Annotated in this window: 24 protein-coding genes; 20 read left to right on the forward strand and 4 right to left on the reverse strand. The window is 39.6% G+C overall.

Going from position 1 to position 26112, the window contains the following annotated elements:
* The first annotated feature begins 220 nt into the window (after window positions 1–220).
* The 13 genes from hpsA to AC012T_RS09100 all read left to right on the forward strand — a co-directional run bounded on the left by hpsA (window position 221) and on the right by AC012T_RS09100 (window position 18556).
* Complete coding sequence (gene hpsA, locus AC012T_RS09040; protein ID WP_487066517.1) at window positions 221–4918, forward strand: hormogonium polysaccharide biosynthesis protein HpsA; 4698 nt, start codon at window positions 221–223, stop codon at window positions 4916–4918.
* A 23-nt stretch (window positions 4919–4941) separates the two neighbouring features.
* On the forward strand, window positions 4942–5646 hold the full coding sequence (gene hpsB / locus AC012T_RS09045) for a hormogonium polysaccharide secretion pseudopilin HpsB (RefSeq protein WP_487064990.1): 705 nt from the start codon (window positions 4942–4944) through the stop codon (window positions 5644–5646).
* 59 nt (window positions 5647–5705) lie between these two features.
* Window positions 5706–6707 (forward strand): hormogonium polysaccharide secretion pseudopilin HpsC, encoded by a 1002-nt coding sequence (gene hpsC, locus AC012T_RS09050; protein WP_487064992.1) that lies wholly within the window; start codon window positions 5706–5708, stop codon window positions 6705–6707.
* A gap of 24 nt (window positions 6708–6731) precedes the next feature.
* Window positions 6732–7409, forward strand: coding sequence for a prepilin-type N-terminal cleavage/methylation domain-containing protein (locus tag AC012T_RS09055; RefSeq protein ID WP_487064994.1), 678 nt, complete (start codon window positions 6732–6734; stop codon window positions 7407–7409).
* A 153-nt stretch (window positions 7410–7562) separates the two neighbouring features.
* The gene (gene hpsE / locus AC012T_RS09060; RefSeq protein ID WP_487064996.1) at window positions 7563–8516 is read left to right on the forward strand and encodes a hormogonium polysaccharide biosynthesis glycosyltransferase HpsE; all 954 of its coding nucleotides are present in this window, start codon (window positions 7563–7565) and stop codon (window positions 8514–8516) included.
* A 61-nt stretch (window positions 8517–8577) separates the two neighbouring features.
* Window positions 8578–9117, forward strand: coding sequence for a pilus assembly FimT family protein (locus AC012T_RS09065; RefSeq protein WP_487064998.1), 540 nt, complete (start codon window positions 8578–8580; stop codon window positions 9115–9117).
* 364 nt (window positions 9118–9481) lie between these two features.
* Window positions 9482–10129: a TIGR04282 family arsenosugar biosynthesis glycosyltransferase gene (locus tag AC012T_RS09070; RefSeq protein ID WP_487065000.1), complete on the forward strand. Its 648-nt coding sequence runs from the start codon at window positions 9482–9484 to the stop codon at window positions 10127–10129.
* 227 nt (window positions 10130–10356) lie between these two features.
* Window positions 10357–11190, forward strand: a complete 834-nt coding sequence (hpsJ-B, locus tag AC012T_RS09075; protein WP_487065002.1) for a hormogonium polysaccharide biosynthesis protein HpsJ — start codon at window positions 10357–10359, stop codon at window positions 11188–11190.
* Window positions 11191–11529: 339 nt separating this feature from the next.
* Window positions 11530–12417, forward strand: a complete 888-nt coding sequence (locus AC012T_RS09080) for a glycosyltransferase family 2 protein (RefSeq protein ID WP_487065004.1) — start codon at window positions 11530–11532, stop codon at window positions 12415–12417.
* 298 nt (window positions 12418–12715) lie between these two features.
* The gene (locus tag AC012T_RS09085; protein WP_487065006.1) at window positions 12716–13426 is read left to right on the forward strand and encodes a DUF502 domain-containing protein; all 711 of its coding nucleotides are present in this window, start codon (window positions 12716–12718) and stop codon (window positions 13424–13426) included.
* 317 nt (window positions 13427–13743) lie between these two features.
* A complete protein-coding gene (nusB, locus tag AC012T_RS09090; RefSeq protein ID WP_487065008.1) occupies window positions 13744–14385 on the forward strand; it encodes a transcription antitermination factor NusB in 642 nt (213 codons plus the stop codon).
* A 128-nt stretch (window positions 14386–14513) separates the two neighbouring features.
* A complete protein-coding gene (gene ftsY, locus AC012T_RS09095) occupies window positions 14514–16205 on the forward strand; it encodes a signal recognition particle-docking protein FtsY (protein ID WP_487065010.1) in 1692 nt (563 codons plus the stop codon).
* Between the two features lie 962 nt (window positions 16206–17167).
* Entirely contained in the window at window positions 17168–18556 is a 1389-nt protein-coding gene (locus AC012T_RS09100; protein ID WP_487065012.1) for a PP2C family protein-serine/threonine phosphatase, read from the forward strand.
* 4 nt (window positions 18557–18560) lie between these two features.
* Here AC012T_RS09100 and AC012T_RS09105 read toward each other — a convergent pair whose 3' ends face one another.
* From AC012T_RS09105 to AC012T_RS09120, 4 genes are all read right to left on the reverse strand, one after another.
* Window positions 18561–19010, reverse strand: coding sequence for a DUF29 domain-containing protein (locus AC012T_RS09105; RefSeq protein ID WP_487065014.1), 450 nt, complete (start codon window positions 19008–19010; stop codon window positions 18561–18563).
* Window positions 19011–19267: 257 nt separating this feature from the next.
* Window positions 19268–19510, reverse strand: a complete 243-nt coding sequence (locus tag AC012T_RS09110; RefSeq protein ID WP_487065016.1) for a hypothetical protein — start codon at window positions 19508–19510, stop codon at window positions 19268–19270.
* Window positions 19511–19543: 33 nt separating this feature from the next.
* Window positions 19544–19798 (reverse strand): hypothetical protein, encoded by a 255-nt coding sequence (locus tag AC012T_RS09115; protein WP_487065018.1) that lies wholly within the window; start codon window positions 19796–19798, stop codon window positions 19544–19546.
* 116 nt (window positions 19799–19914) lie between these two features.
* Window positions 19915–20229: a hypothetical protein gene (locus AC012T_RS09120; protein WP_487065020.1), complete on the reverse strand. Its 315-nt coding sequence runs from the start codon at window positions 20227–20229 to the stop codon at window positions 19915–19917.
* Between the two features lie 193 nt (window positions 20230–20422).
* On the opposite strand from AC012T_RS09120, the gene AC012T_RS09125 reads away from it, so the two are divergent.
* The 7 genes from AC012T_RS09125 (at window position 20423) to AC012T_RS09155 (ending at window position 25806) form a co-directional block, all read left to right on the forward strand.
* Window positions 20423–20659, forward strand: a complete 237-nt coding sequence (locus AC012T_RS09125) for a HigA family addiction module antitoxin (RefSeq protein ID WP_487066519.1) — start codon at window positions 20423–20425, stop codon at window positions 20657–20659.
* A gap of 32 nt (window positions 20660–20691) precedes the next feature.
* On the forward strand, window positions 20692–20967 hold the full coding sequence (locus tag AC012T_RS09130) for a hypothetical protein (RefSeq protein ID WP_015213107.1): 276 nt from the start codon (window positions 20692–20694) through the stop codon (window positions 20965–20967).
* Window positions 20964–21374 carry a PIN domain-containing protein gene (locus tag AC012T_RS09135; RefSeq protein ID WP_487065022.1) on the forward strand — a complete coding sequence of 137 codons (411 nt, stop codon included), beginning with the start codon at window positions 20964–20966 and terminating at the stop codon, window positions 21372–21374. Before AC012T_RS09130 ends, AC012T_RS09135 begins: the two co-directional genes overlap by 4 nt.
* A 250-nt stretch (window positions 21375–21624) precedes the next feature.
* Window positions 21625–22299, forward strand: coding sequence for an S-layer homology domain-containing protein (locus tag AC012T_RS09140; protein WP_487065024.1), 675 nt, complete (start codon window positions 21625–21627; stop codon window positions 22297–22299).
* A gap of 255 nt (window positions 22300–22554) precedes the next feature.
* The gene (gene dxs, locus AC012T_RS09145) at window positions 22555–24465 is read left to right on the forward strand and encodes a 1-deoxy-D-xylulose-5-phosphate synthase (RefSeq protein WP_487065026.1); all 1911 of its coding nucleotides are present in this window, start codon (window positions 22555–22557) and stop codon (window positions 24463–24465) included.
* Between the two features lie 179 nt (window positions 24466–24644).
* Window positions 24645–25019 (forward strand): four helix bundle protein, encoded by a 375-nt coding sequence (locus tag AC012T_RS09150; RefSeq protein ID WP_487065028.1) that lies wholly within the window; start codon window positions 24645–24647, stop codon window positions 25017–25019.
* A gap of 274 nt (window positions 25020–25293) precedes the next feature.
* Window positions 25294–25806 (forward strand): hypothetical protein, encoded by a 513-nt coding sequence (locus AC012T_RS09155; RefSeq protein ID WP_487065030.1) that lies wholly within the window; start codon window positions 25294–25296, stop codon window positions 25804–25806.
* The last annotated feature ends 306 nt before the right edge of the window (window positions 25807–26112 follow it).

Genomic DNA, 26112 nt, shown 5'->3' on the forward strand with positions numbered 1-26112 from the left:
GTTATACCTTCTTGTGTAAATTGTATTTAGTTGCATAGTTACTTGATTTTCAATTAGCACAATTAAAATGCACTATTGAGATGAATATAAAGTTTAAATTCTGGTTACAAAATAGAGTTTTAGCCCAATTTTTTCGATATCCAAAAAACATTAAAAATAAGTACCAAATTACTTAGCAGGGAAAGCAGCTATGTCTCAGAAACGTCACTCAATTCAGGCAATGCTAAGAATATCAAAAAAAAATATTCAGAAGTTTTTAAGAGCAGCAAAAAAGCAACTAATTCACTTGCTCCGTACTACTTTTAGAATTAACAGAACCCGAGAAACAGCCAATGCCGGTTTTATCTTGCCCACAGTGGCAATGGTCTCTATAGTAGTTGTATTACTGACTATAGCTATTATGTTTCGATCATTTGATCGAGCTAAAAATGCCAGTAATGTACGTGTGAATGAGGCGGTTATTAATGCTGCCACACCGGCAATTGATCGAGCCAGAGCTAAAATCAACAAGCTATTTGAAGATAAACGACTACCAAGAGCTACGCCAGCAGATTCTGTATTATACGAAACATTGGCGAATAATATAGATGAATATACATTTGGCGATGAAACCAAACTGAGGCTAGTTTCTGGTGCAGATGAGTCGCTTACAGCATGGAGATTTCCCGTAGATACCGATAATAACGGGAAATTTGACAGCTACACTCTGTACGGTATTTACTTTAGAAATCCTCCTTTAAGCGGTAGTCAATATACTCGTGCCAGAAATCCCTTGGAATCGAGAACTCAACCTATGGCTGCTAATAATGGGGAGGCAGGGTGCGAAGATACCTTTGGTACAAGTGCAACTTTAGTAGGTATTAATGGTTGGTTTAGGTTTAGCAGCAGGTTGAAAAAAGCTTTTTTTGTATACACTGCCACAGTTCCTATTACCACTACAGCTACTATCCCAACTGCTACTGCAACTAATTATGAGGTTTACAAAGGTAACAAAGGCTTTTCTGCCGTAGAGTATCAACAAGACAGAGTGCAAATCCCTGTAATTAATAATGCTGTTCTTTATGAAGATGATTTAGAACTGACTCCAGGCGCAAACTTCAAGTTGAATGGACGGGTTTTTACTAATAGCAACTTACTGGTGGGTTCTGATGGTGCAGATATTACATTACATCAAATTAGTAGCAAAGATTCCTGTTTCTACGAGCCTGACAATGCCAAGGTTATAGTTGGGGGCAATATAGGTATTGGTAGATTTATAAATACAAGTGATTTAAATAATGGAGCCATAGTTCATTTATTTAACGGCACCGGTAATGTCTCTACCTCTCAAATCAAAGACCACAAAACAGTCACAGACAACCCATCACTCATAGCTTACAACAGTCTAGCCTATGTACAGCGTATAAACCGCTTAGTAGCGGCTCAGATAGCTATAGATAACGATGGGGATACTGATCCAACTGAGGTTAAAGAAGGTATTCAAAAGACAAAGAATGAACTTGGGTTAGATAGTTACACTACAGAAGAAGAAGAAAGATTTCGTACAGAACAATTACAGCTGTATTTTCAAAGACGTACCCGTCGTGTTCCTTATAGAGAAGTCGCTTTTGGCGGCGATGCTTTAGGTACATATGCCACAACAACACCACTGCAAGGTAGTGGTGACACACTACGCCCAATAAATATTTGGAGCTTTCCTACCAACCCTGCTAATGGTAAAGTAGGTACTGGCTACGCAGGATTGACACTCGCACTGAATGGTACTAACAAGCTTTATCCTAGTGCAACTGAACCAACGAGGTTACAAACAACCTATGGTGGAAAAGAGCAATATTTAGGCGATAGGATTTCTGTTGGTAATAATTTACCTCAACTCTGGTTTAAAGGAGGAGTATTTGTGGGACCAAATGCCACTGATACTCAATCAATTACTGGTATTAACTGGGATAATCCTACCAGTCCTACAGTACCTAGGACTCGTCGCTCTCTTGTAGAAACACTGGCTGATGTAGGATCTACAGATAGAGATGGAATTTGGGAGCAAGCCGCCGCTACAGTACCAGATAACCCACAAGAACCTATTGGTGGTTTGAGAGTCATCACAGGTGCAGGAATTTATTTGCCTCAAGGTTACACTACCACAGGTAAAAATGACGGGACTGACACCACTTATGCAGTAGCTACAGATGTGAATACTGGGACTATAAAAATATGGTCTGATATGATGCCAGTAGCTTCTAGCACAGCGACATTACCAAGTAGTACAGTTGATCCAACCATTATACTACCAAACGCACTTACACCTTATTTGCGAATGCGGGCTACAGCGGTTTATCATTATAAATCCACTAGTTACAATGAGGATAGTCCAGTACCCATCGCTTGTGTCAGTAGCTATTATGATCCAACTAACGAAGATCTAGCCAGAAATAAATCGGGTTTAGCAGATGTATCTCCTGTTGACCGCCTTACCACTCAGCCTTACAATACTGCTCTTAATACAAATGCCGGGAATTCCCACAATGGCATAGTTTATGGTGCGCCTAATAAAGCTGTAAGTGACTATCAAAACGTACTCAATTACCAAGCCCAATTAAAATATCCAAATGGTCGTTGGGTGAATGAACCACTTCAAACTGCTCTAGCAAAAACAGCCGCAAATCGCACCATTGCCGAGCAATCTGCTATAGATGCAGAAATTTGCGCCCTACAGATTTTCGATGGCAGTATTCCAGCACCTTCTACCCCCCCACCAATTCCTCACGGTGCAATTCAAGAAGTAGCATTTCTAGATGCGAGGCAGGTTAAAGCAGTTCATGATGATGTAACACCCAATTCTGGTGTAGAAACTTTCACTAATGCGGCTGGTTTTTGTCCTCAAGCCTCCGGTGATTGCCCTTCGGGAATACCTGCTGCAAACAAAGCGCAAGTACCAGCAGCAGCAAATTATGATCTACCCCTCAGAGACAGACAGCCCCTGGAAATTCGTGCCACTGTTTTAAATATAGGTCAGCTTCGCACAACTGCAATTGGTGGGACAACTCCATCACAGGAATACTTATTGCCAAATAGCGGTATTATATATGCCACTCGCAATGATGCCCTCATAGATGCAAGTTCAGCTTTAACAGATGCAACGGCGAAAAAATCCGAAAGTACGGTGGACTATAAGCTTGACCCTACTCGCCGTCCTAATGGGATCATGCTTCTCAATGGTTCAGAAATTTGGCGTGAAGAGGATTATCGAGATGCAGAGAAAGGGTTAATTTTAACTACAAATTTGCCTGTATATCTCAAGGGTGATTTTAATCTACACGACGAACAGGAATTTACAACTGACCTAACTGATGATTGGGGCAATTTCTATACTCGCGCTAAAAGCACCCGTAATCCTAATTTTGCCTGTCGTCCTAATGATTTAAGGCTGCCGAATTGTACAACTGGTGACAAGTGGCGACCTGCTTCTATTTTGGCAGATGCCATTACCGCACTTTCTAATAACTTTAGATTGGGCTTCCGCAATGAGGGAGACTATGACTTAAACAATAACTTGGGAGATAGCGCCTCTATCACAGCATTGAAAAATGTTGGCTTTTTTGCTAACACCTTCGCCACAAATGCTCCCTGGTATAACACTGGCGCAACTCTAAGGGGGTATCCAAAAGACTGGGAAGGTGGGGTTAGTAGTCCAAATACGTTTCAAGGTAGTACTTACGTCAACAACTTTGTCACACCAATTCAACGCCGGGCAACCTTCAATGAGTATTTGATGGAAATATGTCCGAAATTGCCTGTTTCAGCTTGTACTGCTGACGATTGGTATGTTCACTACGTCGCACCAGGTTCAGCCCTGAATAGACGTTTATGGATACCCACAGGTGATAGTACTACTGTGCTACCTGCACTGCCCACTGATGGCAGTGTACCCTTCTCTCCTTTAACGCTAAATGCTGGCACGACTGTTGATGCTCCTGCTGCTAATCTTAGCCGCTATCCCCGTCGAGTTGCTTTCAAACGTGTTAGTAGTACAGATCCATTAACTAATGGAATATTGGTTCTTGATAACAACACAACATTTAAACGTCCTACACCATTGGGTATTGATTCAAGTGGTAACGTAGCAGAGTTTCCCTATGGAGCTAGTAATACTAATAATCCCAGGGTTGTTACCAACAATAATGCTTTATGGTTCAAAACAACGACAACTACTACCAACCCAATAAACGATACTAACAACGATCCAGTTGTTGCTTCTGGGAGGGTGTTGGTACTTGCTAACGAGATTCTGACCGCAACGAAGGACAGCCATCCCCGATTGCTGCCAGTTTTACAAGTAGATGCACCTTTTGGTACTCCTCCAAGTTCAAGTTCAACTGATGTGGGTACGAATAGTAACAGTAATTGGTTGCAAGTAGCTACAGAAACTACTTTCAACGTCATCATGGCTGCTGGTGATACTCCTGCTCGTCCTACTGAAGATAATGGCGGGCTGCATAACTTTACCCGCTTTTTAGAACACTGGAACCCAGGGACAACTAACGTTAAAGCTAGAATTAACGGTTCTTTTATGCAGCTTAAAAAAAGTGCTTATGCCACTGCATCATTTACTACTTCTCTAGAAGGTGCAGCTAATAATCTTCTGTATCAAATCGGGATTAACGGTGGTAGAGGTTCCTTCTATCTTCCTCCTGAGAGGCAGTGGGGTTATGATGTAGGTTTGCTGTCTCAATCACCCGATTTATTTGCCCAAAAATTGGTGACTATACCACCTGATAAGCCAGATGAGTATGTCCGAGAAGTTGGTAGAGATGATATCTGGGTGGCAACTTTGTTGTGTGCTAAAGATACAAAGGGAACAACAAGTACTAGTGATGACACTTTTGCTATTGATTCAGATCAATATGGTACTTGCCCATAAAACTTAGAAGCTGGTGATAAACAATGATTAGACGTAAACAACAGCAAACAAGTCATTCTGATAGCAATTCTGGTTTTACCATTATTGAGTCGTTGGTAGCGATAGTTGTAATTAGCATCTTACTAGCTGCGATCGCACCAGTTATTGTTCTATCCACTGCTACTCGTGTTCAAGCGAAACGGATAGAACTAGCATCTCACGCGGCCAAAACATTTATTGATGGTGTCATAACCGGCTCAATTACAACCCCAGATGTACTTGGTACTCCTCTTTCTGTTCCTACAACAGGCTCACCCAGAAATATTACGGCCACACCAGGTGACTACTTAGTTAACACGACAAAAATGCCTGCTCCCACCTCAGCAACTGGTCTCTATTGCTTGAGGAAAGATAATGTGATCAGTAACATATCAACAGATTGTGCGGATATTAACAACATCAACTTTTTCGTCCAAGCTGGTCGAATTGAAGTAGTATCTGCTGGCATAAATGACGGTTATCGGTTGGCAATTCGGGTATATAGGGGAGATGTGGCGTTTGGAAATTCTAGCAACCCTGTATTAGTCAGCCAAGGAAATACTAAAAATCAAGCCTCAGTAATGACAGGTGGACTAGGTAATAAACAAGCCCCATTAGTAGAAATGACTACTGATATCAGCACTCGTTTTACTTCATTTCAGGCTTTCTGTAAGCGTTTAGGTGCTGCACCTGGCAGAACCTGTCAATAAAAGCTTGGGACAAGTTAACGTGTGTAAGGCGTGCATCTATTCAGTAAAGGAAAGACCACATGATGACTAATACACTAAAATTTCTACTCAGGAACCAGCTAAAATCCTCAAAAGTCATTCAGCAAGCTAGTGGTTTTACCCTGATTGAATTGTTAATCGGTATGGTAATGGCATTTCTGATCATCACGCCCTTATTAGGATTTATGATCAGTGTCATGAATACAGAACAACAGGAGCAAGCTAAAGCCAATTCCGAGCAAGAAATTCAAGCTGGACTAGATTACATTGCTCGTGACTTAAAACAAGCCATCTATATCTATGATGCAGATGGTGTTAATGCTCTTACTAGCACAGCAAATAGCGGACCGCAAATACCTACAGCATCCGATAGAACTCCTGTTCTTGTCTTTTGGAAACGAGAATTAATTGAAGATGTAATCGCTAATTCAGAAAACACGGATAAAGATGATACTTTTGTGTATTCATTAGTTGTCTACTACTTGATTAAAAATAATGACACAACTTGGTCTAAAGCCGCTCGTATTGGTAGATGGCAAATTAAGGATGGTGTAGTCACTACTAGTACAAGTGATAGTGATAGCAAACTTTGTACTGGATATACTTCTAGGTATGTTAAGGGACCCACTAGCAATCCCGATAAATATTGTCCTAGTACAGGTTTTGAACCCTTTGATCTCAGTCAACAAGGAACCATAACCGAAAGTATGAATGCCTGGACAAAAAAAGCCTCAACTACTTATACAGCTGATACTTTAGTACTTGTAGACTATATTGATCAAACCACAACTGGTGCGCCTGCTGCAACTTGTTCTAACTCGGCAAGTGCTGACATTATTTGGTCAAAATTAGCACCAACGAGCATGACTAGTTTTTATGCTTGCATTGATACACTTAATACAACATCGGAAGTATTTATACGTGGTAATGCTCTAGCTCGTATTAATAATCAGGGAAATAACATTGCATATAGTGATGGACAAAAAACTTATTTTCCTACTGCAAACATCAGAGTTCAAGGGCGGGGGTACTTGTATAAATAATGCTGAAAATTGGAGGATTAAAAAATGGCTGTTGATTATGGAATGGAAAATTTTCTTGTTAAGTTATGGCATCACAACCTCAATAATACTACCAGAAAGCTGAGAAATTTAAAATCTGGATACACCGATCAGAATGCTGGCTTTACCTTAATAGAACTACTCGTAGTTATATTGATGATAGGCGTTTTATCGGCAATAGTAGCTCCTAGTTGGCAGGGATTTCTCAACCGACAACGATTAAATAAAGCTTACGACGGTGTTCTATCAGCTTTACAGCAAGCTCAGACATCAGCTAAAAATAGCAAATTGAACTATAGCGCCAGTTTTAGAGTCAATAGCACCAGTAACATTCCTGAGTATGTTATTTATCAGGGTACTACTCTACCGAGTTTGGGTTGGAATAGTTTAGGAAGTGATTTGGAGAAAAGTAAGGTTCTATTTTATAGCAATATGACTGGTGTGAATACTAAATCTACTACTGGGAATATAGTTCTGACTACAACTGGAAGTGGCACAATTACTTTTGACTATATGGGTGCTTTAGCACGGAAATCTGATGGTAATGATGCTGACATACCTTTAAAAGTAATGGTAGCCATACCCACAGCAGGAACTACTCAAGCTGGTAATTTGAGACGCTGTGCTATCTTAGAAACCCTGATTGGGGGAATGCGAACAGCAAAAGATAATAGTTGTACTTAAATCTATTGGTATTAATAAATTAGATAATTTCGGTAAAAAAACCATATCTAAAGGAGTCCTAAAAGTAGCAAGATTGGAACTTGAGGAACTGTTTTGGGAATTGTTATATTCCTGGAAAAAACTGCCCTCAGTAAAAATATAACTTTAAAAGCAATGAATAATTGCATTGATTTTACCGTAGCTATCCCTACTTACAACGGTGAACATCGTTTACCTGAGCTACTAGAAAAACTAAGAAGTCAAATTAATACAAAAAATATCTCTTGGGAAATTATTGTTGTTGATAACAACAGTACGGATAATACAGCTAAAATTGTGAAAAGCTATCAGAACAATTGGCTGTGTTCATTCCCTTTAAAATACTACTTTGAAGGCAAACAGGGAGCAGCTTATGCTAGGAAAAAAGCAATTGCAGAAGCTAAAAGTCAATTGATTGGGTTTCTAGATGACGATAATTACCCAACCCCTAACTGGGTTTCATCCGCTTATAGTTTTGCTCAAAAATATCCCCAAGCTGGGGCATATGGTAGTCAAATTCATCCTCACTGGGAGGTAAAACCACCAGAGAATTTTGAGAGAATTGCCCCATTTTTAGCAATTACAGAACGAGGGGACTTACCTCTGCTGTATGAAACTAAGAAAAGATTACTTCCTCCTTCTGCTGGACTTGTTGTCCGTCGTCAGGCTTGTTTAGACATTGCACAGAGTCCAACAATTTTAACTGGTAGAATAGCTGATAATATGCTGACCAGTGAAGATTTAGAGATGTTGTCTTATATCCAAAAAGCTGGGTGGGAAATTTGGTATAACCCGGAAATGGAAATTTATCATCAAATACCTAGTTTTCGTTTAAAAAGAGAATACTTAATACCATTTTTTAGGGGTATTGGACTCAGCCGTTATGTGACTCGCATGGTGAGTGTACAACCTTGGAAGAAACCAATTTTTTCATTGGTCTATATGCTTAATGATTTGCGTAAAGTGTGTTTACACTTAATTAAATATGGAAATAGTTTAGAAAATGATTTAGTTGCTGCGTGTGAAATGCAATTATTTTTAAGTAGTTTAGTGAGTCCTTTCTATCTTTGGAAGCATGGTTATTTGTAATGATGTGAAGCTGGAGAGATATTTACTTAATGTTTTGTAAAACCAAATATGGCTATGACGAATGAATACAAGGTGCAAATACTTTTTTGATAAATCTAATAACGGATTTACCTTGTTAGAAAATCTAGTTGTTGTGTTTGTAATTGGCATACTATCAGCGATCGCAGCTCCTAGTTGGTTAGGTTTTGTGAATATTCGCCGTCTGAATGTTGCACAAGGTCAAGTTTACCAAGCAATGCGCGAAGCTCAAAACCAAGCTAAAAAGGAGAAATTGACTTGGCAAGCTAGTTTTAGGGAACAAAATAGTATTGTGCAATGGGCTGTTCATCCTGCAACAGTTAGCCCCAGCAATGCTGTATGGAATAGTTTAGATTCTAGTGTCCGCTTGCATAGTGAAACAAATTTGGATCTTGTCAATAATATTCGGCAGATTCAATTTGATTATACGGGTAGTGTAAAACTTCAACAATTAGGGAGAGTGACTTTATTTAGTCAGTCTAGTGGAACAGTGAAGCGTTGTGTGATAGCTTCTACTATTTTAGGGGCTATGCGAACGGCAAAAGATCGTCCTACTGCTCAAGATGGTAAATTTTGTTATTAAATATAGTATGGCGGTTATTGGTTGAATGAGATACAAAAACCCCACCCCCAACCCCCTCCCTCACAGAGGTTTTTAATATTAACTGTAAAGGCAGGACTAGGAAGACAAGGAGGGAAGGTAGACAAGGAAGATTTGATACGCACAATGGTATTTTGACGGGCTGTTATTGTTACCAAGAGAATCTGATTTTGTACGGTTTTCCTCCCTTGTCCACTGTCCTTCCTTGTCATCCTTGTCTTGCCCTCACGACAATGTAAAATACCTACCCTTGTGAGCAACCCCCTGCAAGCGAGGAGGGGGCTATGATATACCTCATGTGATTAGGAAACGCTATATCTAAATATCTAAATAAACTCAGTATATTGTGTTGAAATCACTAACTAAAGAGAAACAGCACCTGATTATTTTTACCCGCTATCCAGAACCGGGGAAGACAAAAACCCGGATGATCCCTGCTTTGGGTGATGTTGGTGCGGCTAATCTGCAAAGACAGATGACGGAATATACTATCCAGCAGGTAAAAGAATTACAAAAAACATCGGCTGTAACTGTGGAAGTGCGGTTTGCGGGTGGAAACTTGCAACTAATGCAAGATTGGTTGGGGTTAGATTTGGTTTACAATTCTCAAGGAGAGGGAGATTTAGGTGAGCGGATGGTGCGATCGCTTGCCGATGCTTTTGACAAGAGTGCAGAATATGTCATTATCATTGGTACAGACTGTCCTGGAGTGAATTCACAACTTTTAACCACAGCCTTTGAGAAACTAGCTGTTTGTGACCTTGTACTTGGCCCCGCAATTGATGGTGGTTATTACTTAATTGGTTTGCAGCAAGCAATACCAGATTTGTTTTCTCAAATTGAGTGGGGAACTGGTCAAGTATGCCGACAAACTATAGAGATTGCCCAAAAACTTAATTTATCAACTGTATATTTATTTACTTTAGCTGATGTAGATCGTCCAGAAGATTTACCCGTTTGGGAACAAACCCTGGCTGGAAAGGTCGAAATGTGAGACTCAGTATTTTTTAACGATAAAGCATTCAAAAGTTGCTATTGTGGTATAGTTTAAAACCAAAATTCTGGATGGATATCATCTGCCTTGACTTTTTATAGTGGATACTCACACAAAAATCTAGGTTAAGCCCCCAGTGAGGCAGATAAGTCTGCTCGGTTTTATGCTCCAAGAGTTGTAACTTTATATATGGCAAACAATTTTATTCACAACAAATTTACAAAAATATGGTTAACCGCGCTGCTGCCTCAAATACTTCACTCACACTCAAAGTTGTGGGAATAATCTGCATTTTGTCTTTTTTCGTTGATTTTCTGATCCTGTTGTTAGGCTTCAGTCCCACTAATAAGCAATCACAAATTGGCTTGGCAACAGCCCTAGTTGACCGAGGAATTGTGCCGCTAGTTGGATTAGGAATGCTATTTGCTGCATATTGGTTTGATGGGGCTGAAGATCGCCCACGAGGTATAGATTTAAGACTTCCATCTTTAATACTCTCAAGCGTCTTGGGATTGATGTTTTTGCTGATTTTTCCTCTGCACCTTAATAACGTGCGGCAAGCCAGCACACAAACTGTAAAAGACATCTCCCAACAAGCCCAACAAGCCGAAAATCAACTTAACAGCCAGTTATCCCAATTTGAAGCCCAACTCAACAACGATCAGGCCAAAGCTCAATTAGAGCAAGCGAGAATCCAAGCTAAAGCTAGGTTCGGTGAACTAATTAAAGATGAGCAGAGATATAAGCAAGCACTGGAAAACCCCCAACTTCCCGCAGAACAAAAAGAATTACTCAAGAAATTTAAAGCCAATCCCCAAGAGCTTGATAAATTTATCGCTCAACAAACAGATCCTAAAGAAGTTGCTAATCAAAGACTGAGCGAAATTCGCCAACGCAAAGAAACAGCAGAAAAAGAAGCTAAAGATAATGCTTGGAAATCTGGACTGCGGATTGGTTTGAGCAGTTTGTTGTTGTCTATTGGTTATATCATCATTGGTTGGACAGGATTAAAAGGTATGGGTACTTTACAAGGTAGTAAACGTAAGGTGCCAGCGCGTTAAGGGACATTCAGTAATACAATTGAGGACGGGGAAATCCCGCTGACAGGTGTAGGTTTTTTACATTCTCGTGAGGGCAAGACTTGGGAGACAAGGGAGGAAAACCATACAACAATATGTATGTTTCGTATTTGCGGAGAAAATCTTCCTTGTCTACGTTCCCTCCTTGTCTTCCCAGTCTTACCTTCACAGACAATATTAAAAACCTACCCTTGTGAAGGGGAGATCCCGCCCCTACAGGTTTGGCGATGACAAACTGTACCTCACTGGTATGAAATCTGCTATAAAAATCACTGCTACAAACTAATTAATAAGTTTCGTCAAATCTCTATAAAATCGGAAATGTTCTCAATTTACATACTCACATATAACGAAGAGTTAGATATTGCTGCTTGTATAGAATCAGCTATGTTATCCGATGACATCATAGTTGTAGATTCTTGTAGTAGCGATCGCACTATAGAAATTGCCAGTGGTTATCCTATTCGAGTCATCCAACACCCTTTTGAAAGTCACGGGAAACAACGCACCTGGATGCTAGAATCCGTTCTTCCCAAACATGAATGGGTGTACATTCTCGAAGCCGATGAGCGCATGACCCCAGAACTTTTTGCTGAATGTGTCGCCGCAACTCAAAACCCAGATTACATCGCTTACTACGTTGCGGAAAGAGTGATGTTTATGAATCGTTGGATTCGTTATAGCACCCAGTATCCCCGCTATCAATTGCGTCTTTTCCGTCATGGTAAAGTTTGGTTTACAGACTATGGTCATACAGAACGGGAAGTTTGTGATGGTGCAACCAGCTTTTTAAAAGAAACCTATCCCCATTACACTTCTAGCAAAGGTTTGAGCCGCTGGCTCGATAAGCATAACCGTTATTCTACAGACGAAGCTAAAGAAACTTTGTATCAATTAGAAAATGGGGATGTGAAATGGCGAGATTTATTTTTTGGCAAATCGGAAGTAGAAAGACGACGCGCTCTTAAGGATTTATCTTTGCGTGTACCAGCTAGACCAGTGATACGCTTCGTATATATGTATTTTTTCTTAGGTGGTTGCTTAGACGGACACCCTGGTTTAGCTTGGTGTACTTTGCAAGCATTCTATGAATACTTGATTTTGCTGAAAGTTTGGGAAATGAAATATAGCAGGAGTCAGGAGTCAGAAGTCAGAAGTCAGGAGTCGGGAGTCAGGAGTCAGGAGTCAGGAGTCAGGAGTCAGGAATAAAACCCTTTTTTGGTCGGAGTTGCAGCATTTTTTTTATAATTGTGAGCATCTGGTGATATGGCGCGTTAGGATTAGTATTACCTAAGAAACTTGCAACAATCATTTACAGGTTTTATAAAGAAAAGTAACACTATTAAAGATTAACCAACCAATATTATGGTTGGTATACGTCTATTTGCAGGTTAATGGGGACTGATTATTAAGGACTTGCTAACAACTCTTAACGTAATACCCAGAAATCAATGGTGTGGATAACAATTACAACAATTTGACTAACCAAAAAAAGGAGAATAGGGGCTTGGTAATTGAACGCCTAAAACAGGACTTCAAAAATGACCTGATTGCTGGTTTGTTGGTGGTGATTCCCCTAGCAACTACAATCTGGCTGACCATTACTATTGCCAGTTGGGTAGTTAATTTTCTCACCAAAATCCCCAAACAGGTGAATCCCTTTGATGGTCTGCATCCTATACTAGTCAATGTACTTAATTTAGTAGTTGGACTAGCTGTACCACTACTAAGTATCCTGATCATTGGCTTAATGGCTCGGAATATAGCTGGTAGGTGGTTGCTAGATTTTGGTGAGCGATTTTTGCAAGCAATTCCTTTGGCAGGTCAGGTATATAAAACCCTCAAACAATTACTAGAAACTATACTCAAAGATTCCAATGGTAAATTTCGGCGTGTAGTTTTATTAGAATATCCGAGACGGGGAATTTGGGCGATCGCATTTGTCACTGGTGCAATTAGCAATGATATCCAAGCGCAGATGAATCGTCCCATGTTAAGCGTCTTCATCCCCACAACCCCCAACCCTACCACTGGATGGTATGCAGTAGTTCCAGAAGACGAAGTAGTCAACCTCTCACTATCTGTAGAAGAGGCATTCAAGATAGTTGTCTCTGGTGGAATTGTTGCCTCTAATGCGCCCCTATCCCCCTTAGTTTTACCAAAATCAATATCACCCCTAGAAACTAAACAGCAGGTGATGCCTGTGGAAGAAAAGTAAAATTAACTAGGTAAACTCATCATTCGGAGTTCGGAGTTAAAGAGGCTTGGTGTCTGACTTTGAATTTAGATACTTTAGGGACTTGCAAAGAAAAAAATATACAAATATTTCTTGTGGTACAAGCTGAAAAGCCCGCAAATTATCAAGGGCAGGCAGGATGCCTACCCCACAAGATAAGATCATTTATTTTCTGGAAGTCCCTTACCTCATTTATCTGAAATCTGCTGTAAAATTATTCTTTGAATGTGCATAAATTGATATAATTATGAGTTTGCCATTTTAGTTCATTAATTTCCCTACCAAATACCCCCACCATCATGCAACCTCGTAAACCCCAACAGATAGCACGCGAATTAGCTTTATTAAGCCTGAGCCAGTTGCCAGTTAACCCCAAGAAATTGGAGAAACTGCCAGATGAACAATTAGTAGCAAAATTAGTACTCGGCGCAGTACGCACTTTGACGACAGAAGTGCAAGATACCCTTGATAACGCTGCGGGTGAACTCCAACGCAGTAACGATCGCCTTTTAACTAGCCAAACAAGGGCTTCAGACCTGAATACAGCGAGAACCATGCTGCAAGAAGCGATCGCTTGTACCCAAACAGCCATCAATCAATTAGGCACAGCCATTGACTTCCCAGAATTAATTCAGTTAGCCAATCAAGACAAAGAAGTCCGCAATTACGCCAAAGAAATCATCATCACCGTCAACGACAACCGCAGTATCATCGATCAATTCATTTCTGAAGCTTTAGTAGATTGGCAAGTCTCTCGTTTAGCGCAAATTGACCGGGATATTTTGCAAATCGCTGTGGCAGAAATGCGATTTATGAGAGTTCCCGCCAGTATAGCCATCAACGAAGCTGTAGAATTAGCCAAACGCTACAGTGGAGATGAAGGACATCGCTTTATTAATGGTGTTCTGCGCCGTGTCACAGAGCAAAAACAACCGGCATAGGGTGACATCCTCACTTCACCTGTCCTGAATTTTTTCCAAGTGAGGATAACCCGAAAACCTTCATCCCCAGAAAACGTGGCGAATTAAATTAAACTGAAAATTAATAAGTTACTAAAATTACTGCTGCAATGGTTTTTAATTGGTTCCGCCGTCAACATAACGATACCCCCGATACCCCTGAACAACAGCCACAGGGGGAAACTCCACCCGCGCCAGAAACGCAGCCAGAACCAGCTGCAGAAACTACACCAGATACAGAGGACTTGCTGGCGTTTGCTAAAGCGGCTTACAAAAATATTCAGCAAAAACAACAGTCCCAGATCCAAGCACCTGCAACTGTTTCAGAAGATACACCAGAAGTAATTCCTGAAGAAACAGCAGCATCAGTAACACCTATTATTGAAGAAACTACAGAAATAACCGCAATAGAAGAAATACCTGTTACTGAAGAATTAACTCCAGTAGCTGCAATTGAAGAAACTACAGAAATAGCCGCAATAGAAGAAATACCTGTTACTGAAGAATTAACTCCAGTAACTGTTATTGAAGAAACTACAGAAATAGCCGCAATAGAAGAAATACCTGTTACTGAAGAATTAACTCCAGTAGCTGCAATTGAAGAAACTACAGAAACACCAGTCAGCGAAACACAACCAGCCGCCTTATCCTTTTTAGAACGGGCAGCAGCCGAAAGACAAGCCAAGCAAGAAAGATTAATTGCCAACGCCATTGAACTTGAGGAACCAGAGACAACATCAACTCCTTCATCAACTACAACCACAGCAAATGTAGAAGTAGAAATTCCTGAATTAGAATTTGATGATGGCTTTGTGTGGTCAGTTGAAGTGTTAGCAGCCCAAGGCAGAAAGGCTGAAGATGTTTCCATAGAAGAAATTACTTGGCTGAAAAAGTTACGCCAAAGCTTAGATAAAACTCGGCGGAATATTCTCAACCAACTGAAATCAATTGTTGGTCAAGGGCCTCTCAATCAAGCTGCTGTAGCGGAAATTGAAGCCTTACTCCTGCAAGCAGATGTGGGTGTAGAGGCAACAGATTTTATTATTGATGCTTTACAGAAAAAACTGCGGGATGAAGTGACTCCACCGGAAGAAGCGATCGCATTTCTGAAAAAAATCCTCCGGGATATGCTAGATGCACCCAATCAAGTCGCAGAAAGACCCAGTTTTGCCCCGGATAAAGAAAACCTGACCATTTGGTTAATTACCGGAGTCAATGGGGCTGGTAAAACTACCACCATCGGCAAAATTGCCCATTTAGCCCAAAAATCTGGTTATAAATGCTTAATTGGTGCTGCTGATACCTTCCGGGCTGCCGCTGTAGAACAAGTTAAAGTTTGGGGAAGCAGAAGCGGTGTAGAGGTTATAGCCAATCCAGGCAAGAATACAGATCCTGCCGCAGTGGTATTTGATGCGATCGCCGCAGCCCAATCACGAGGAACCGAATTACTCTTAATAGATACCGCCGGACGACTGCAAAACAAGAAAAACTTAATGGACGAATTAAGTAAAATTCGGAAAATTATTGACAAAAAAGCCCCAAATGCTCATATAGAATCACTCTTAGTTTTAGATTCTACCTTGGGACAAAACGGACTGCGCCAAGCTGAAGTTTTCTCTCAAGCAGCCCAACTGAGTGGCGTTGTCTTAACAAAGCTAGATGGTACAGCCAAAGGAGGAGTTGCCCTAGCAGTTGTACAGCAACTAGGTTTACCCATTCGCTTTATTGGTGCTGGAGAAGGCATTGAAGACTTGCGCCCATTTTCTAGCTATGAGTTTGTTGAAGCACTATTAAATGGCTAGTGTAGGAAGGACAGAGGCAGGGGGAGGAAAAAGTCGTTTTGATTCAGTGAAATTGGATAATTTATTTTGTGGAGTCCTCTAAAGTCGGTTTAACCTGCCTTTTTACCTTGTTTTATGGATAGTTATTATCGCTATGTTGCGCTAAATACCTACGTAAAAATATCTAGCCATTTTTCAACACGAATGAAATCGCTGTATTATTTCACTGTTCCCCCTTACCTATTCCCTGCTATATTCAAACTCAACCCAAATTTTTAGAAATTACTGTTCAAATTGGGATTGTAGCTAATGGCTGAAAGCTTTTTGCTCCCTTGCATTCAGCAAAAATTAAATAGAGAAAACAATATATTTGCTAAAATAATTATTTTTTTTTACAATAAATGGCTAACTTCTGCTAAAATTGCACACTAAAGCCATTTTGCCAATTATCGAAGTAGTTTATCTAATGCAGCAGCAGGTTTACTTGATTACTGCAAAAGGTATCCACAAGAAAGGGTGAAATGTTTGCAATCTATAAATTTACATTTTTTCTTTTACAGGCAGGATGGTAAATCTTTTTTTCCTCACTCCTAAAAAAACGCACTCGTCAAGAAACAACATTGCAAATTCATGGCTTCAAGATTCCTAAGGCTTACTCTGTAAGTGTAATATATGGCTTTTTTTACTAACAAAGTTTTATTTCTCAAGGTATATGAATTACCAATTAAGTCATGAAAAAATTATAAGCCGTCTATAACGTAATCCTAGTTACAGTTTTTTACTGCCAAATCTTCAAATAAATAAAGAGGTGACTGTAAATTACTAAAAAATATAATACTCATAAAAATCACATCCTCAGCTTTTTTACTCTTGCTAAAATGACTAATTTTGTCCAATATGATTGAACAATGCCTAAGACAAAGGATTTGTAAAAAATCATAAATCTGCAATCTGTTAATATCAAGTGCAATAATTATTTACCTGTGTCTCAAGTGCCTTCTCACCCCACCGAAAGTAATAGTAGTGCCACGACAGATGTCACTCCAGTCGTGGCACTGAAAGAACTTGTGGCCAGGCTACATCGTGAACAGAACAAAATTCAAGATTTGCTCAGTTCTTTAGGATTCGCCCTCAGAAGCTTCAATAATTTGAATCAGTTCTTAGAATTGATTCCACTTATGGCAACCAGAGTAACTGATGCCGAAGGTAGCGCCCTTTTTCTCTACAAACCCAATGGTCAAATTAGGCTAGAACAACTGCATTGGCAGGATAGTCAGCAAAGAAAAAATATTCGCAAAGCCTTAGAAAATGCCAGTAGTCAAATTACACTTGTACCTAATTCAGTTCCTTTAGCAACAACTACAGGGATTTTAGATGCTCAGATGCATCACTATTTAGGGCCAGATGTACAAATTTTTGGCACAGCAATTTTAGTTAAGCATACAGAACGTGGTTGGCTTTACGTTTTAAGCCGTGATCCTGATTATAGTTGGACAGAAACCAGACAAAAATTAGTGAGATTAGTTGCAGATCAAACGGCTGTAGCGATTGAAAACGATGAACTAGCGGTAGAACTGAGAAAAAAAGAACGCTTAGATCAAGAATTAGAAATTGGTGCAGAAATTCAACGCCGACTTTTGCCGCGTCAATGTCCTAGTATTCCTGGTGTAGTTTTGGCTGCACGTTGTAAACCGGCTAATCGAGTTGGTGGAGATTACTACGATTTTATTCCTACCAATCATCATCAGTTGCCCTCAAATAATCATAAAGGCAGTGCAGAAGATGCCTGTTGGGGTTTGGTAATTGGGGATGTTATGGGTAAAGGTGTTCCCGCTGGGTTGATTATGACAATGATGCGAGGAATGCTGAGAGGTGAAGTATTGCATGGTAATTCCGCAGCCGGAATTTTGCAAAATTTGAATCGAGTCATGTACGCGGATTTGGAAAATTCCCACCGTTTTGTGACTTTGTTTTACTCAGAATATAATCCTCGCACACGGATTTTGTCTTACAGTAATGCTGCCCATAATCCTCCTTTCTGGTGGCACGCGGCTACAAAAAATGTGACTCGTTTGGATACTTTAGGGATGCTGATTGGCTTAGATGCTAATAGCCAGTATGAAGATGCCCATGCCCAGTTAGAATCTGGGGATACGATTATTTATTATACAGATGGTTTGACGGATGCAGCTGCGGCTGGGGGCGATCGCTTTGATGAAGAAAATTTTATCACTTCTTTTAACTTCGCTTGTCGTTATTGCAACGGCCCACAGGAAATTGTTGATTATTTATTTGATAAGGTTGAGGAATTCATCGGGCCAGATAAGCAAAATACCGATGATATGACCTTGGTAGTTTTACAGATTTTGTGATGGATTATGGTAAAAATTCAATATCCAGTATTTGAGTGACTGTGTAAGGTAAATCTGCTGGAAAGGTATTTTGGGGAATTCCAGTTTCGTTGCTGGCTAGTTTTATTCCTCTGCGGTAGCAATCAGCTAAAACTTCTTCTAGATCAGGATTAAGACTGGGACTATCTTGGAGTAAATCTTCAATGCGGTTTCGTTGTTCTGCGATCGTATTTTGCCAAGTGCCACTTCGCAAACTGGGCTGATATTGCCATTTTAGCAAATGCTGTAACAATACCTCCAATCGGCTTTTCAACTCTCTTCGGTCTGACCTTCCCAAGCTTTCAATCTCCTCAACCACCGCATCCCAATCTACTCCATCCCATTTTCCAGCACGGATTAACTCAGCGGTTTGCTGTGTCCATGTTACAAAATCAGTATCATACAACCGGATTGCTGTCTTGGAAATAGAAACCATGATATTTTTGCAATCTTGTTTGGATGGGTTATTAATCTACTATTTTAACTCTGAGTCAGCAAAAAATAAAATAGATAAGTAGGTTAACAGAAAAATTTAAAGGTATGTAACGGTATGTAAATTTGCCTCAATGCGATATTCTGATTGAGTTTCAGCCATTTTAAAAAACGCAATACCCCTTGTTTTTATTTTGTTCACCTACTTACCCAATTTTTCAAAGAGTCGAGGAGTTGTGTATCTAATTCTTTCCAGTTCTATTATTTATCAACTCTAGAAATAGGCATTCTTGGTGGTGCTGTTTTCCACATTAAATCAATTTCTTCTGGTGTGAGTTGATAAGCTTGATTAACCAAATCAGAGAGACGATATTCTAATTGTAAAGCTTCATTTTTAAGACTTTTAATTTCGGGAACATAATCATTATGGGCTTTACGTAAAGCGGTAAATGCTGGTATACTTAAAGGATCTGAAGATCTTTTAGCAGTTTTTGGTTTGGGCATTCTTTTTCTAACTTCTTCTACAAAATCAGCAAATTATAAGGCAGCAAAATCTTCTAGTTTATTTCCCAGTTTCTCAATTTTGTATTCTATTTGCAACCAGTCAAGAACATCTTTATAAACTTGTCCGTTGAGTTTGGTAATTTCAATTAACCGCGTGACTATTACTTCTACTTCTGCGCGTATTTCTTCCGTGGGTTGTGCAATGGGAATATTTTCTGTATAAATATTTTTTAACCGAAGTGTTTCATTCAGTCCATGAATTGTAGTGCGAGACAAGTAGTACCACATGACAGGAGAATTCAGAACTGCTAAGTAGGTGAACAAAATAAAAACAAGGGGTATTGCGTTTTTTAAAATGGCTGAAACTCAATCAGAATATCGCATTGAGGCAAATTTACATACCGTTACATACCTTTAAATTTTTCTGTTAACCTACTTAATATCCAAAGATCACTTGAACTAAAAATAAAACACAAATCATTAGTAAAAATACCGCTATTATCAAAACAAAACTCTGAATATGTAGATAAGTCTTTCCAAATAATTTTTGGTTGTTCAAACAATTGCCAATAATCTGAACCATAGCGACTGAGTGCATACCAAGGATATCTTCCTTGATTGACTTCAGGACGAAGTTCTAGACCTTTTTTATGTTGTTTTAACCACGATAAAACAGATGGATAATCATTAATAGGACAATCCCATTTTACAAAAATCATCCATAAATTTTCCCATTCAGTTCTAGTATTTTAGTAGTAGGTTGGGTTGACGCAAGGAAACCCAACAATAATCAATAACAGCGTAACGTAGAATTAATGATAATAAATAATTAAAAGTAATGATTGTTTCCTTTTACTACATAATCCCCACCCTGGTGAAATTTTAAAATATGAATTTTTAGAAGAATTAGACATCAGTGAAAATACATTAGCTGTTAACTTAGGTTTAACTTATCCTACTATTCAAGGAATTATTACAGGTAAACTTAAAATGACAGCAGATATAGATTTGCGCCTTTGTCGCTATTTTAGACTTTCAGACGGTTATTTTTTAAGATTGCAAAATGCTTATGAAATAATGGAGGCAAAAAGAGATTTAGGAGAAATTTTAAATCAAATTATTCCTTATTCTTTAATGGCGACAGATTAACATAAATACGTTATATCTTCTTATCTGTTATAATGGCGAATGATAAAGTCAACCGCAAAGTAATGATTAAATTACAAGAATTGCAAGAACAGGTATTAGAATTACCAATCAAAGAACGCTGGACTCTTGTACAAACCTTACTAGCATCAATTCAACAAGAAACACTATTTTCTATTCCTCCTCAACATACCCTAGAAGGTTTATCTGAACTTGACCCCTGGACACAAAGCCTAATAGGTGTAATTAGCTTAGAATCAGAAAATCCAGAGGAAAGTTATGTTAATTACCTAGAGGAGAAATATAGTTGAAACAGGTATTATTTGACAGCGATGTTTTACTAGATATTTTAGCACAGCGTCAACCGTTTGTTCTTGCCTCAGCACAAGCATTAAATACAGTCATGAAAAGACAGGTGGAAGGCTTTGTTTCAGGACATGCTGTCACCAATATATTCTATATTTTACGCCGTCAAATTGGTAGCGAAGCAGCACGTAAATTAATAGAAAACTTATTGCAAAATATTAAAATTGCCAGCGTTACAGATGAAGTAATTCATCAAGCTTTGCAAAGTCCAATTAAAGATTTTGAAGATGCGGTGACAAGTGCAGCAGCAATGGGCGCAGGTTTAGAAATAATCGTAACACGAAATAAATCTGATTTTGCAGAGTCTTCAATACCGGCAATGTTGCCAGAAGAGTTCTTGAAAATGCTTTGAAAAGTAAGTAAGTTGGATTGACGCAAGTAAACCCAACAAAACCCACCATTAATAGGGATACGTTTTCAAAATTCCGTGATGCCTCCAGCACACTACGTGAACATAAATCAAATAGGATTGCTATACAATGGTATTAGCCTAACTAATACAAGTAATTAAAATAATTACGAATCAATAGCAACAAATCAACATAACTGCTCGTCTACTGTAGTTGTTCTCCAAAATAAGCAGATTTGAAAGGGTGATAAATATGAAGTATTTGCTAGGGACAATTTCTTTAATTGTATTAATACAAAGCTTTCCATTAATTCAAGCAACACAAGCACAAGAAAATATTCCTGTCATTAAATCAGATTATATTCAGAAAGTGCTGGAAACAAAATTAATGGATAACTTTCCTGATGGACAATTTTATCCAGAAAGATTAATTAGTCGTGCAGAATTAGCAGGAGTTTTAGTTAAAGCTTTTTATTTAGATAAACGACAAGCGGCAAAACAAGAAAAATCTATATTTGTACCAGATGTACCCAGTTCTTATTGGGCATATAAGGATATTCAGACAGTGCTGAAAACTGATATTATGAAAGGTTATCGGGGCAATATGTTCTTCCCAAACCAAAGGGTAACAAGAGCGGAAGGTTTAGCGATTTTTGCCCAAGCTTATGGAGTTTTTCAGTTTTCTGAGCCAACCGTCAACGAAATTTTGACACCATACCCAGATGCAGCATCTATACCTAATTGGGCTAGAAGAGCGATCGCAACCGTTATCACCGAAGATTTAATTAATATAGATCCCCAAGGTAAGATTAACCCATTAAGTCCTATGACCCGTGGCGATCTGGCTTACGTCTTAAGTAAATATTTGCAACGTCAACAAAAACAACCAGAAACTCCAGTAGTACCCGGTATTCCCCAACAGCCATAATTTTTGTCAAGGTAGAAAATACCATAAAATACAAACATTTTTAGTTACTTTCAACACAAGTAACTATGACAGTACAACATCGAAAATCTCGTATTCAAACAAAAATCTGAATCTATGTCTTGTTCCTGCAATGTATTGTTAACAAAAGTTATACTACAACAACAACATTGGTAACAGTAGGATTCTTGTCGCCACTTGAGGTGAGAAAATCAAAAGAATGCCAAAAATAGAGTTTAGAGAGGAAAATCCTATAATATGCATCTGAGTGAAATCACCCATCCTAACCAGTTGCACGGTTTGTCGATTCGACAATTACAACAAATTGCCCATCAAATTCGAGATAAGCACTTACAAACCGTTGCAGCAACAGGAGGGCATTTAGGTCCCGGTTTAGGAGTTGTAGAATTAACCCTAGCGCTTTACCAGACACTGGATTTAGATCGGGATAAAGTCATTTGGGATGTAGGCCACCAAGCTTATCCCCACAAACTACTCACAGGTCGTTACAGTGACTTCCACACCCTCAGACAAAAAGACGGAGTTGCTGGCTATCTTAAGCGTTGCGAAAACAAATTTGACCACTTTGGGGCAGGACACGCTTCAACCAGTATCTCAGCTGCCTTAGGCATGGCTTTAGCCCGTGACTTAAAAGGGGAAAAATTTAAAGCTGTCGCTGTAATTGGAGATGGTGCTTTAACTGGTGGTATGGCTTTAGAAGCTATCAACCATGCTGGACACCTACCCAAAACGAATCTGCTGGTAGTTCTCAACGACAACGAGATGTCCATCTCTCCCAATGTCGGTGCAATTCCCCGCTATCTCAACAAAATGCGCCTTAGCCCACCGGTGCAATTTATCAAAGATAATTTTGAGGAACAAGTTAAACACATTCCTTTTGTTGGTGAGTCGCTTTCACCAGAACTAGATCGCATCAAAGAAGGGATGAAGCGTTTGGCAGTTCCCAAAGTAGGTGCAGTTTTTGAAGAACTGGGTTTTACCTACATGGGGCCAGTTGATGGACATAATTTAGAGGAATTAATTGCTACTTTCCAACAGGCACATCAAATGACAGGCCCTGTTTTGGTTCATGTAGTGACAACTAAAGGCAAAGGCTATGAAATTGCTGAAAAAGACCAAGTAGGCTATCACGCCCAAAACCCCTTCAATGTATCCACTGGTAAGGCTATTCCTTCTAATAAACCCAAACCCCCCGCTTATGCTAAGGTCTTTTCTCACACTTTAGTCAAACTTGCTGAACAAAACCCGAAAATCATTGGTATTACAGCAGCAATGGCTACAGGTACGGGTTTAGACAAACTACAAGCTAAACTGCCTAATCAATATATTGATGTCGGTATTGCGGAACAACACGCTATCACCTTAGCTGCGGGTTTAGCCTGTGAAGGAATGCGTCCTGTCGCGGCTATTTATTCCACCTTCTTACAACGCGCTTACGACCAAATCATTCACGATGTTTGCATTCAAAACCTGCCTGTGTTCTTCTGTTTAGACAGAGCAGGAATTGTGGGTGCTGATGGCCCGACTCACCAAGGTATGTATGACATTGCTTATCTGCGATGTATTCCGAATATGGTGATTATGGCTCCTAAGGACGAAGCGGAATTACAACGGATGGTTGTTACTGGTATTAATCATACTAGTAGTCCTATTTCCATGCGCTTCCCTCGTGGTAATGGCCACGGTGTGCCTTTGATGGAAGAAGGTTGGGAACCTTTGGAAATCGGTAAAGGGGAAATTCTCCGTCAAGGTGATGATGTGTTAATCGTTGGTTACGGCACAATGGTTTATCCAGGAATGCAAGCGGCAGAAATTCTCAGTGAACACGGTATTGAAGCAACTGTGATTAATGCCCGTTTTGTTAAGCCTTTGGATACTGAGTTGATTGTACCTTTGGCTAAACAAATCGGCCGGGTTGTGACTTTGGAAGAAGGTTGTTTAATGGGTGGCTTTGGTTCTGCTGTAGCTGAAGCTTTAATGGATGCTGATGTTTTGGTTCCTGTGAAGCGGATTGGTGTACCAGATATTTTGGTAGATCATGCGACACCTGATCAATCTTTTGCAGCGTTAGGTTTAAGCAGTCGGCAAATTGCAGAAACTGTTTTGGAAGCTTTCTTTAAGAAACAAGCTGCTGCTGCGGTGGTGTAATTTATCGAAAATTCTCTTGTTCCCATACTCTGTATGGGAATGTGATTTTTGCAGGCTCTGCTTTCCTTGATCCTGGAGTCAGAGCCTATTTTTATGCTTTCATTCAAACCTGAGTTCGGTGTTAGGAGTTCGGTGTTAGGAGTTAAAATTTAAGAGCAAAAGATACGCATATTTGACTGATGACGGATAATCAAGGAATTCAAGAGAGAACTTTAACTTTTGCTGTCAGGATTGTCCAACTTTGTCGCTTTCTCCATGATTTGGGTGGCGTAGAAAGAATTCTCTCATCTCAACTTATTCGTAGTGGTACTTCCATTGGTGCGAATGTAAGAGAAGCTCAGTCAGCACAGAGCGATAAAGACTTTCTCCATAAAATGGAAATTTCTTTAAAAGAAGCCCGCGAAACGGAATATTGGCTGATTGTTTTAGTTCAATCAGAAGCTATTCACCCAGAAAAGGTCAAATCTCTTAGGCAAGAAATCGATATTATTATCAGAATTTTGGTAACTATAACGAAAAAAGTCAAGGAAAAACACCAAACTCCGAACTCCTAACACCGAACTCAGGTGAAGATATGCGTAGCGTCTACTAGTTCCGGCTCTATATTAAAAGACTTTTGACAGATTTGTGAAAATATGACTGGAACCTGAGTTAGACATAAGATAATTTGTGGAAAATTCGCCCCCGCTAGGAGTCTCAAACCCTTATTCTCTCGTTGAAAAAATCATAACTCCGAACTCCGAACTCCTAACACCGAACTCAGGTGACTGGAAGCTGGGCGCTAGTGAGGTTAAAATCGCAAACAAGGTCTAACTCTGAGGTAAAACTATGAAGACGGCTGAAAAATTGGCTGCTGGTTGGCTGCTCACACTCGGATTCATGTTTTTAACGATATCAGTCTCAGCAGTAATTACAAAAAATACTACACTAAAGCCAATTTTGCCAGGTATAGATGATAAAGGTTTGGTGGAAGATTTTGTGAATCACGAAGCTCTTAACCAGCTTGATAATACAGCTACGCAAGGTATAATGTTTGGCTTTCCTACCGCAGTATTGGGAGGATGGTTAGCTTTGGGATTGTATAAGCAAAGCAAACAAAATAAAAAGGCGATTAATCAACAGATGAATGAACATTTGCGATCGCTAGAGCAAGCGAAACTATCGCAATTTTATCAAATGCTACAGGAAAATCAAGGACGAGTCACTCTGCTAGGCTTTGCAATGCAGTCGCAATTACCAGCAACTGAAGCCAAAGAATATTTAGATGCAAAAGCTAAAGAATTCAATGCAAATTTTCAGGTCAACGAAGAAGGAGGCGTATCATATCATTTTGATGTGTAAAGTACCAACACCAATTTACGCCTAAGTGTCAGTAACCCAGTCCTAAAGGGACTGAGCTTGCAAGAGAAATCAATCAAGCTGTACTGACCAGACCACCCCAAGCATAGTCTAAGGGTAGCCGTTATTTGAGTCACGACACCCCGGAATGCGAAGCTAGTTCCCTGCTCTGTCGCTTGTGATTAAACAGTTCTAAGGTCACTGGAACAGTGTTGCAAGCAAAACACAAGCTCTTATAACTGGTCGTTCGCGCAGCGTGCCGTTAGGCATAGCTAACATTACCCCAGAAATGGGAGGCTCTTAGGAGCA

The sequence above is a fragment of the Anabaena sp. EIM26 genome, from assembly GCF_057568715.1.

Bases quoted from the DNA above. Each gene is read 5' to 3' on its own strand.
- hpsE (WP_487064996.1), top strand. From the start codon at position 7,563: ATGAATAATTGCATTGATTTTACCGTAGCTATCCCTACTTACAACGGT.
- hpsA (WP_487066517.1), top strand. From the start codon at position 221: ATGCTAAGAATATCAAAAAAAAATATTCAGAAGTTTTTAAGAGCAGCA.
- AC012T_RS09065 (WP_487064998.1), top strand. From the start codon at position 8,578: ATGAATACAAGGTGCAAATACTTTTTTGATAAATCTAATAACGGATTT.
- AC012T_RS09105 (WP_487065014.1), bottom strand. From the start codon at position 19,010: ATGGTTTCTATTTCCAAGACAGCAATCCGGTTGTATGATACTGATTTT.
- ftsY (WP_487065010.1), top strand. From the start codon at position 14,514: ATGGTTTTTAATTGGTTCCGCCGTCAACATAACGATACCCCCGATACC.
- AC012T_RS09110 (WP_487065016.1), bottom strand. From the start codon at position 19,510: ATGCCCAAACCAAAAACTGCTAAAAGATCTTCAGATCCTTTAAGTATA.
- hpsC (WP_487064992.1), top strand. From the start codon at position 5,706: ATGATGACTAATACACTAAAATTTCTACTCAGGAACCAGCTAAAATCC.
- AC012T_RS09115 (WP_487065018.1), bottom strand. From the start codon at position 19,798: ATGTGGTACTACTTGTCTCGCACTACAATTCATGGACTGAATGAAACA.
- AC012T_RS09120 (WP_487065020.1), bottom strand. From the start codon at position 20,229: ATGATTTTTGTAAAATGGGATTGTCCTATTAATGATTATCCATCTGTT.
- AC012T_RS09140 (WP_487065024.1), top strand. From the start codon at position 21,625: ATGAAGTATTTGCTAGGGACAATTTCTTTAATTGTATTAATACAAAGC.
- nusB (WP_487065008.1), top strand. From the start codon at position 13,744: ATGCAACCTCGTAAACCCCAACAGATAGCACGCGAATTAGCTTTATTA.
- hpsB (WP_487064990.1), top strand. From the start codon at position 4,942: ATGATTAGACGTAAACAACAGCAAACAAGTCATTCTGATAGCAATTCT.
- dxs (WP_487065026.1), top strand. From the start codon at position 22,555: ATGCATCTGAGTGAAATCACCCATCCTAACCAGTTGCACGGTTTGTCG.
- hpsJ-B (WP_487065002.1), top strand. From the start codon at position 10,357: ATGGTTAACCGCGCTGCTGCCTCAAATACTTCACTCACACTCAAAGTT.
- AC012T_RS09155 (WP_487065030.1), top strand. From the start codon at position 25,294: ATGAAGACGGCTGAAAAATTGGCTGCTGGTTGGCTGCTCACACTCGGA.
- AC012T_RS09055 (WP_487064994.1), top strand. From the start codon at position 6,732: ATGGCTGTTGATTATGGAATGGAAAATTTTCTTGTTAAGTTATGGCAT.
- AC012T_RS09130 (WP_015213107.1), top strand. From the start codon at position 20,692: ATGGCGAATGATAAAGTCAACCGCAAAGTAATGATTAAATTACAAGAA.
- AC012T_RS09080 (WP_487065004.1), top strand. From the start codon at position 11,530: ATGTTCTCAATTTACATACTCACATATAACGAAGAGTTAGATATTGCT.
- AC012T_RS09150 (WP_487065028.1), top strand. From the start codon at position 24,645: ATGACGGATAATCAAGGAATTCAAGAGAGAACTTTAACTTTTGCTGTC.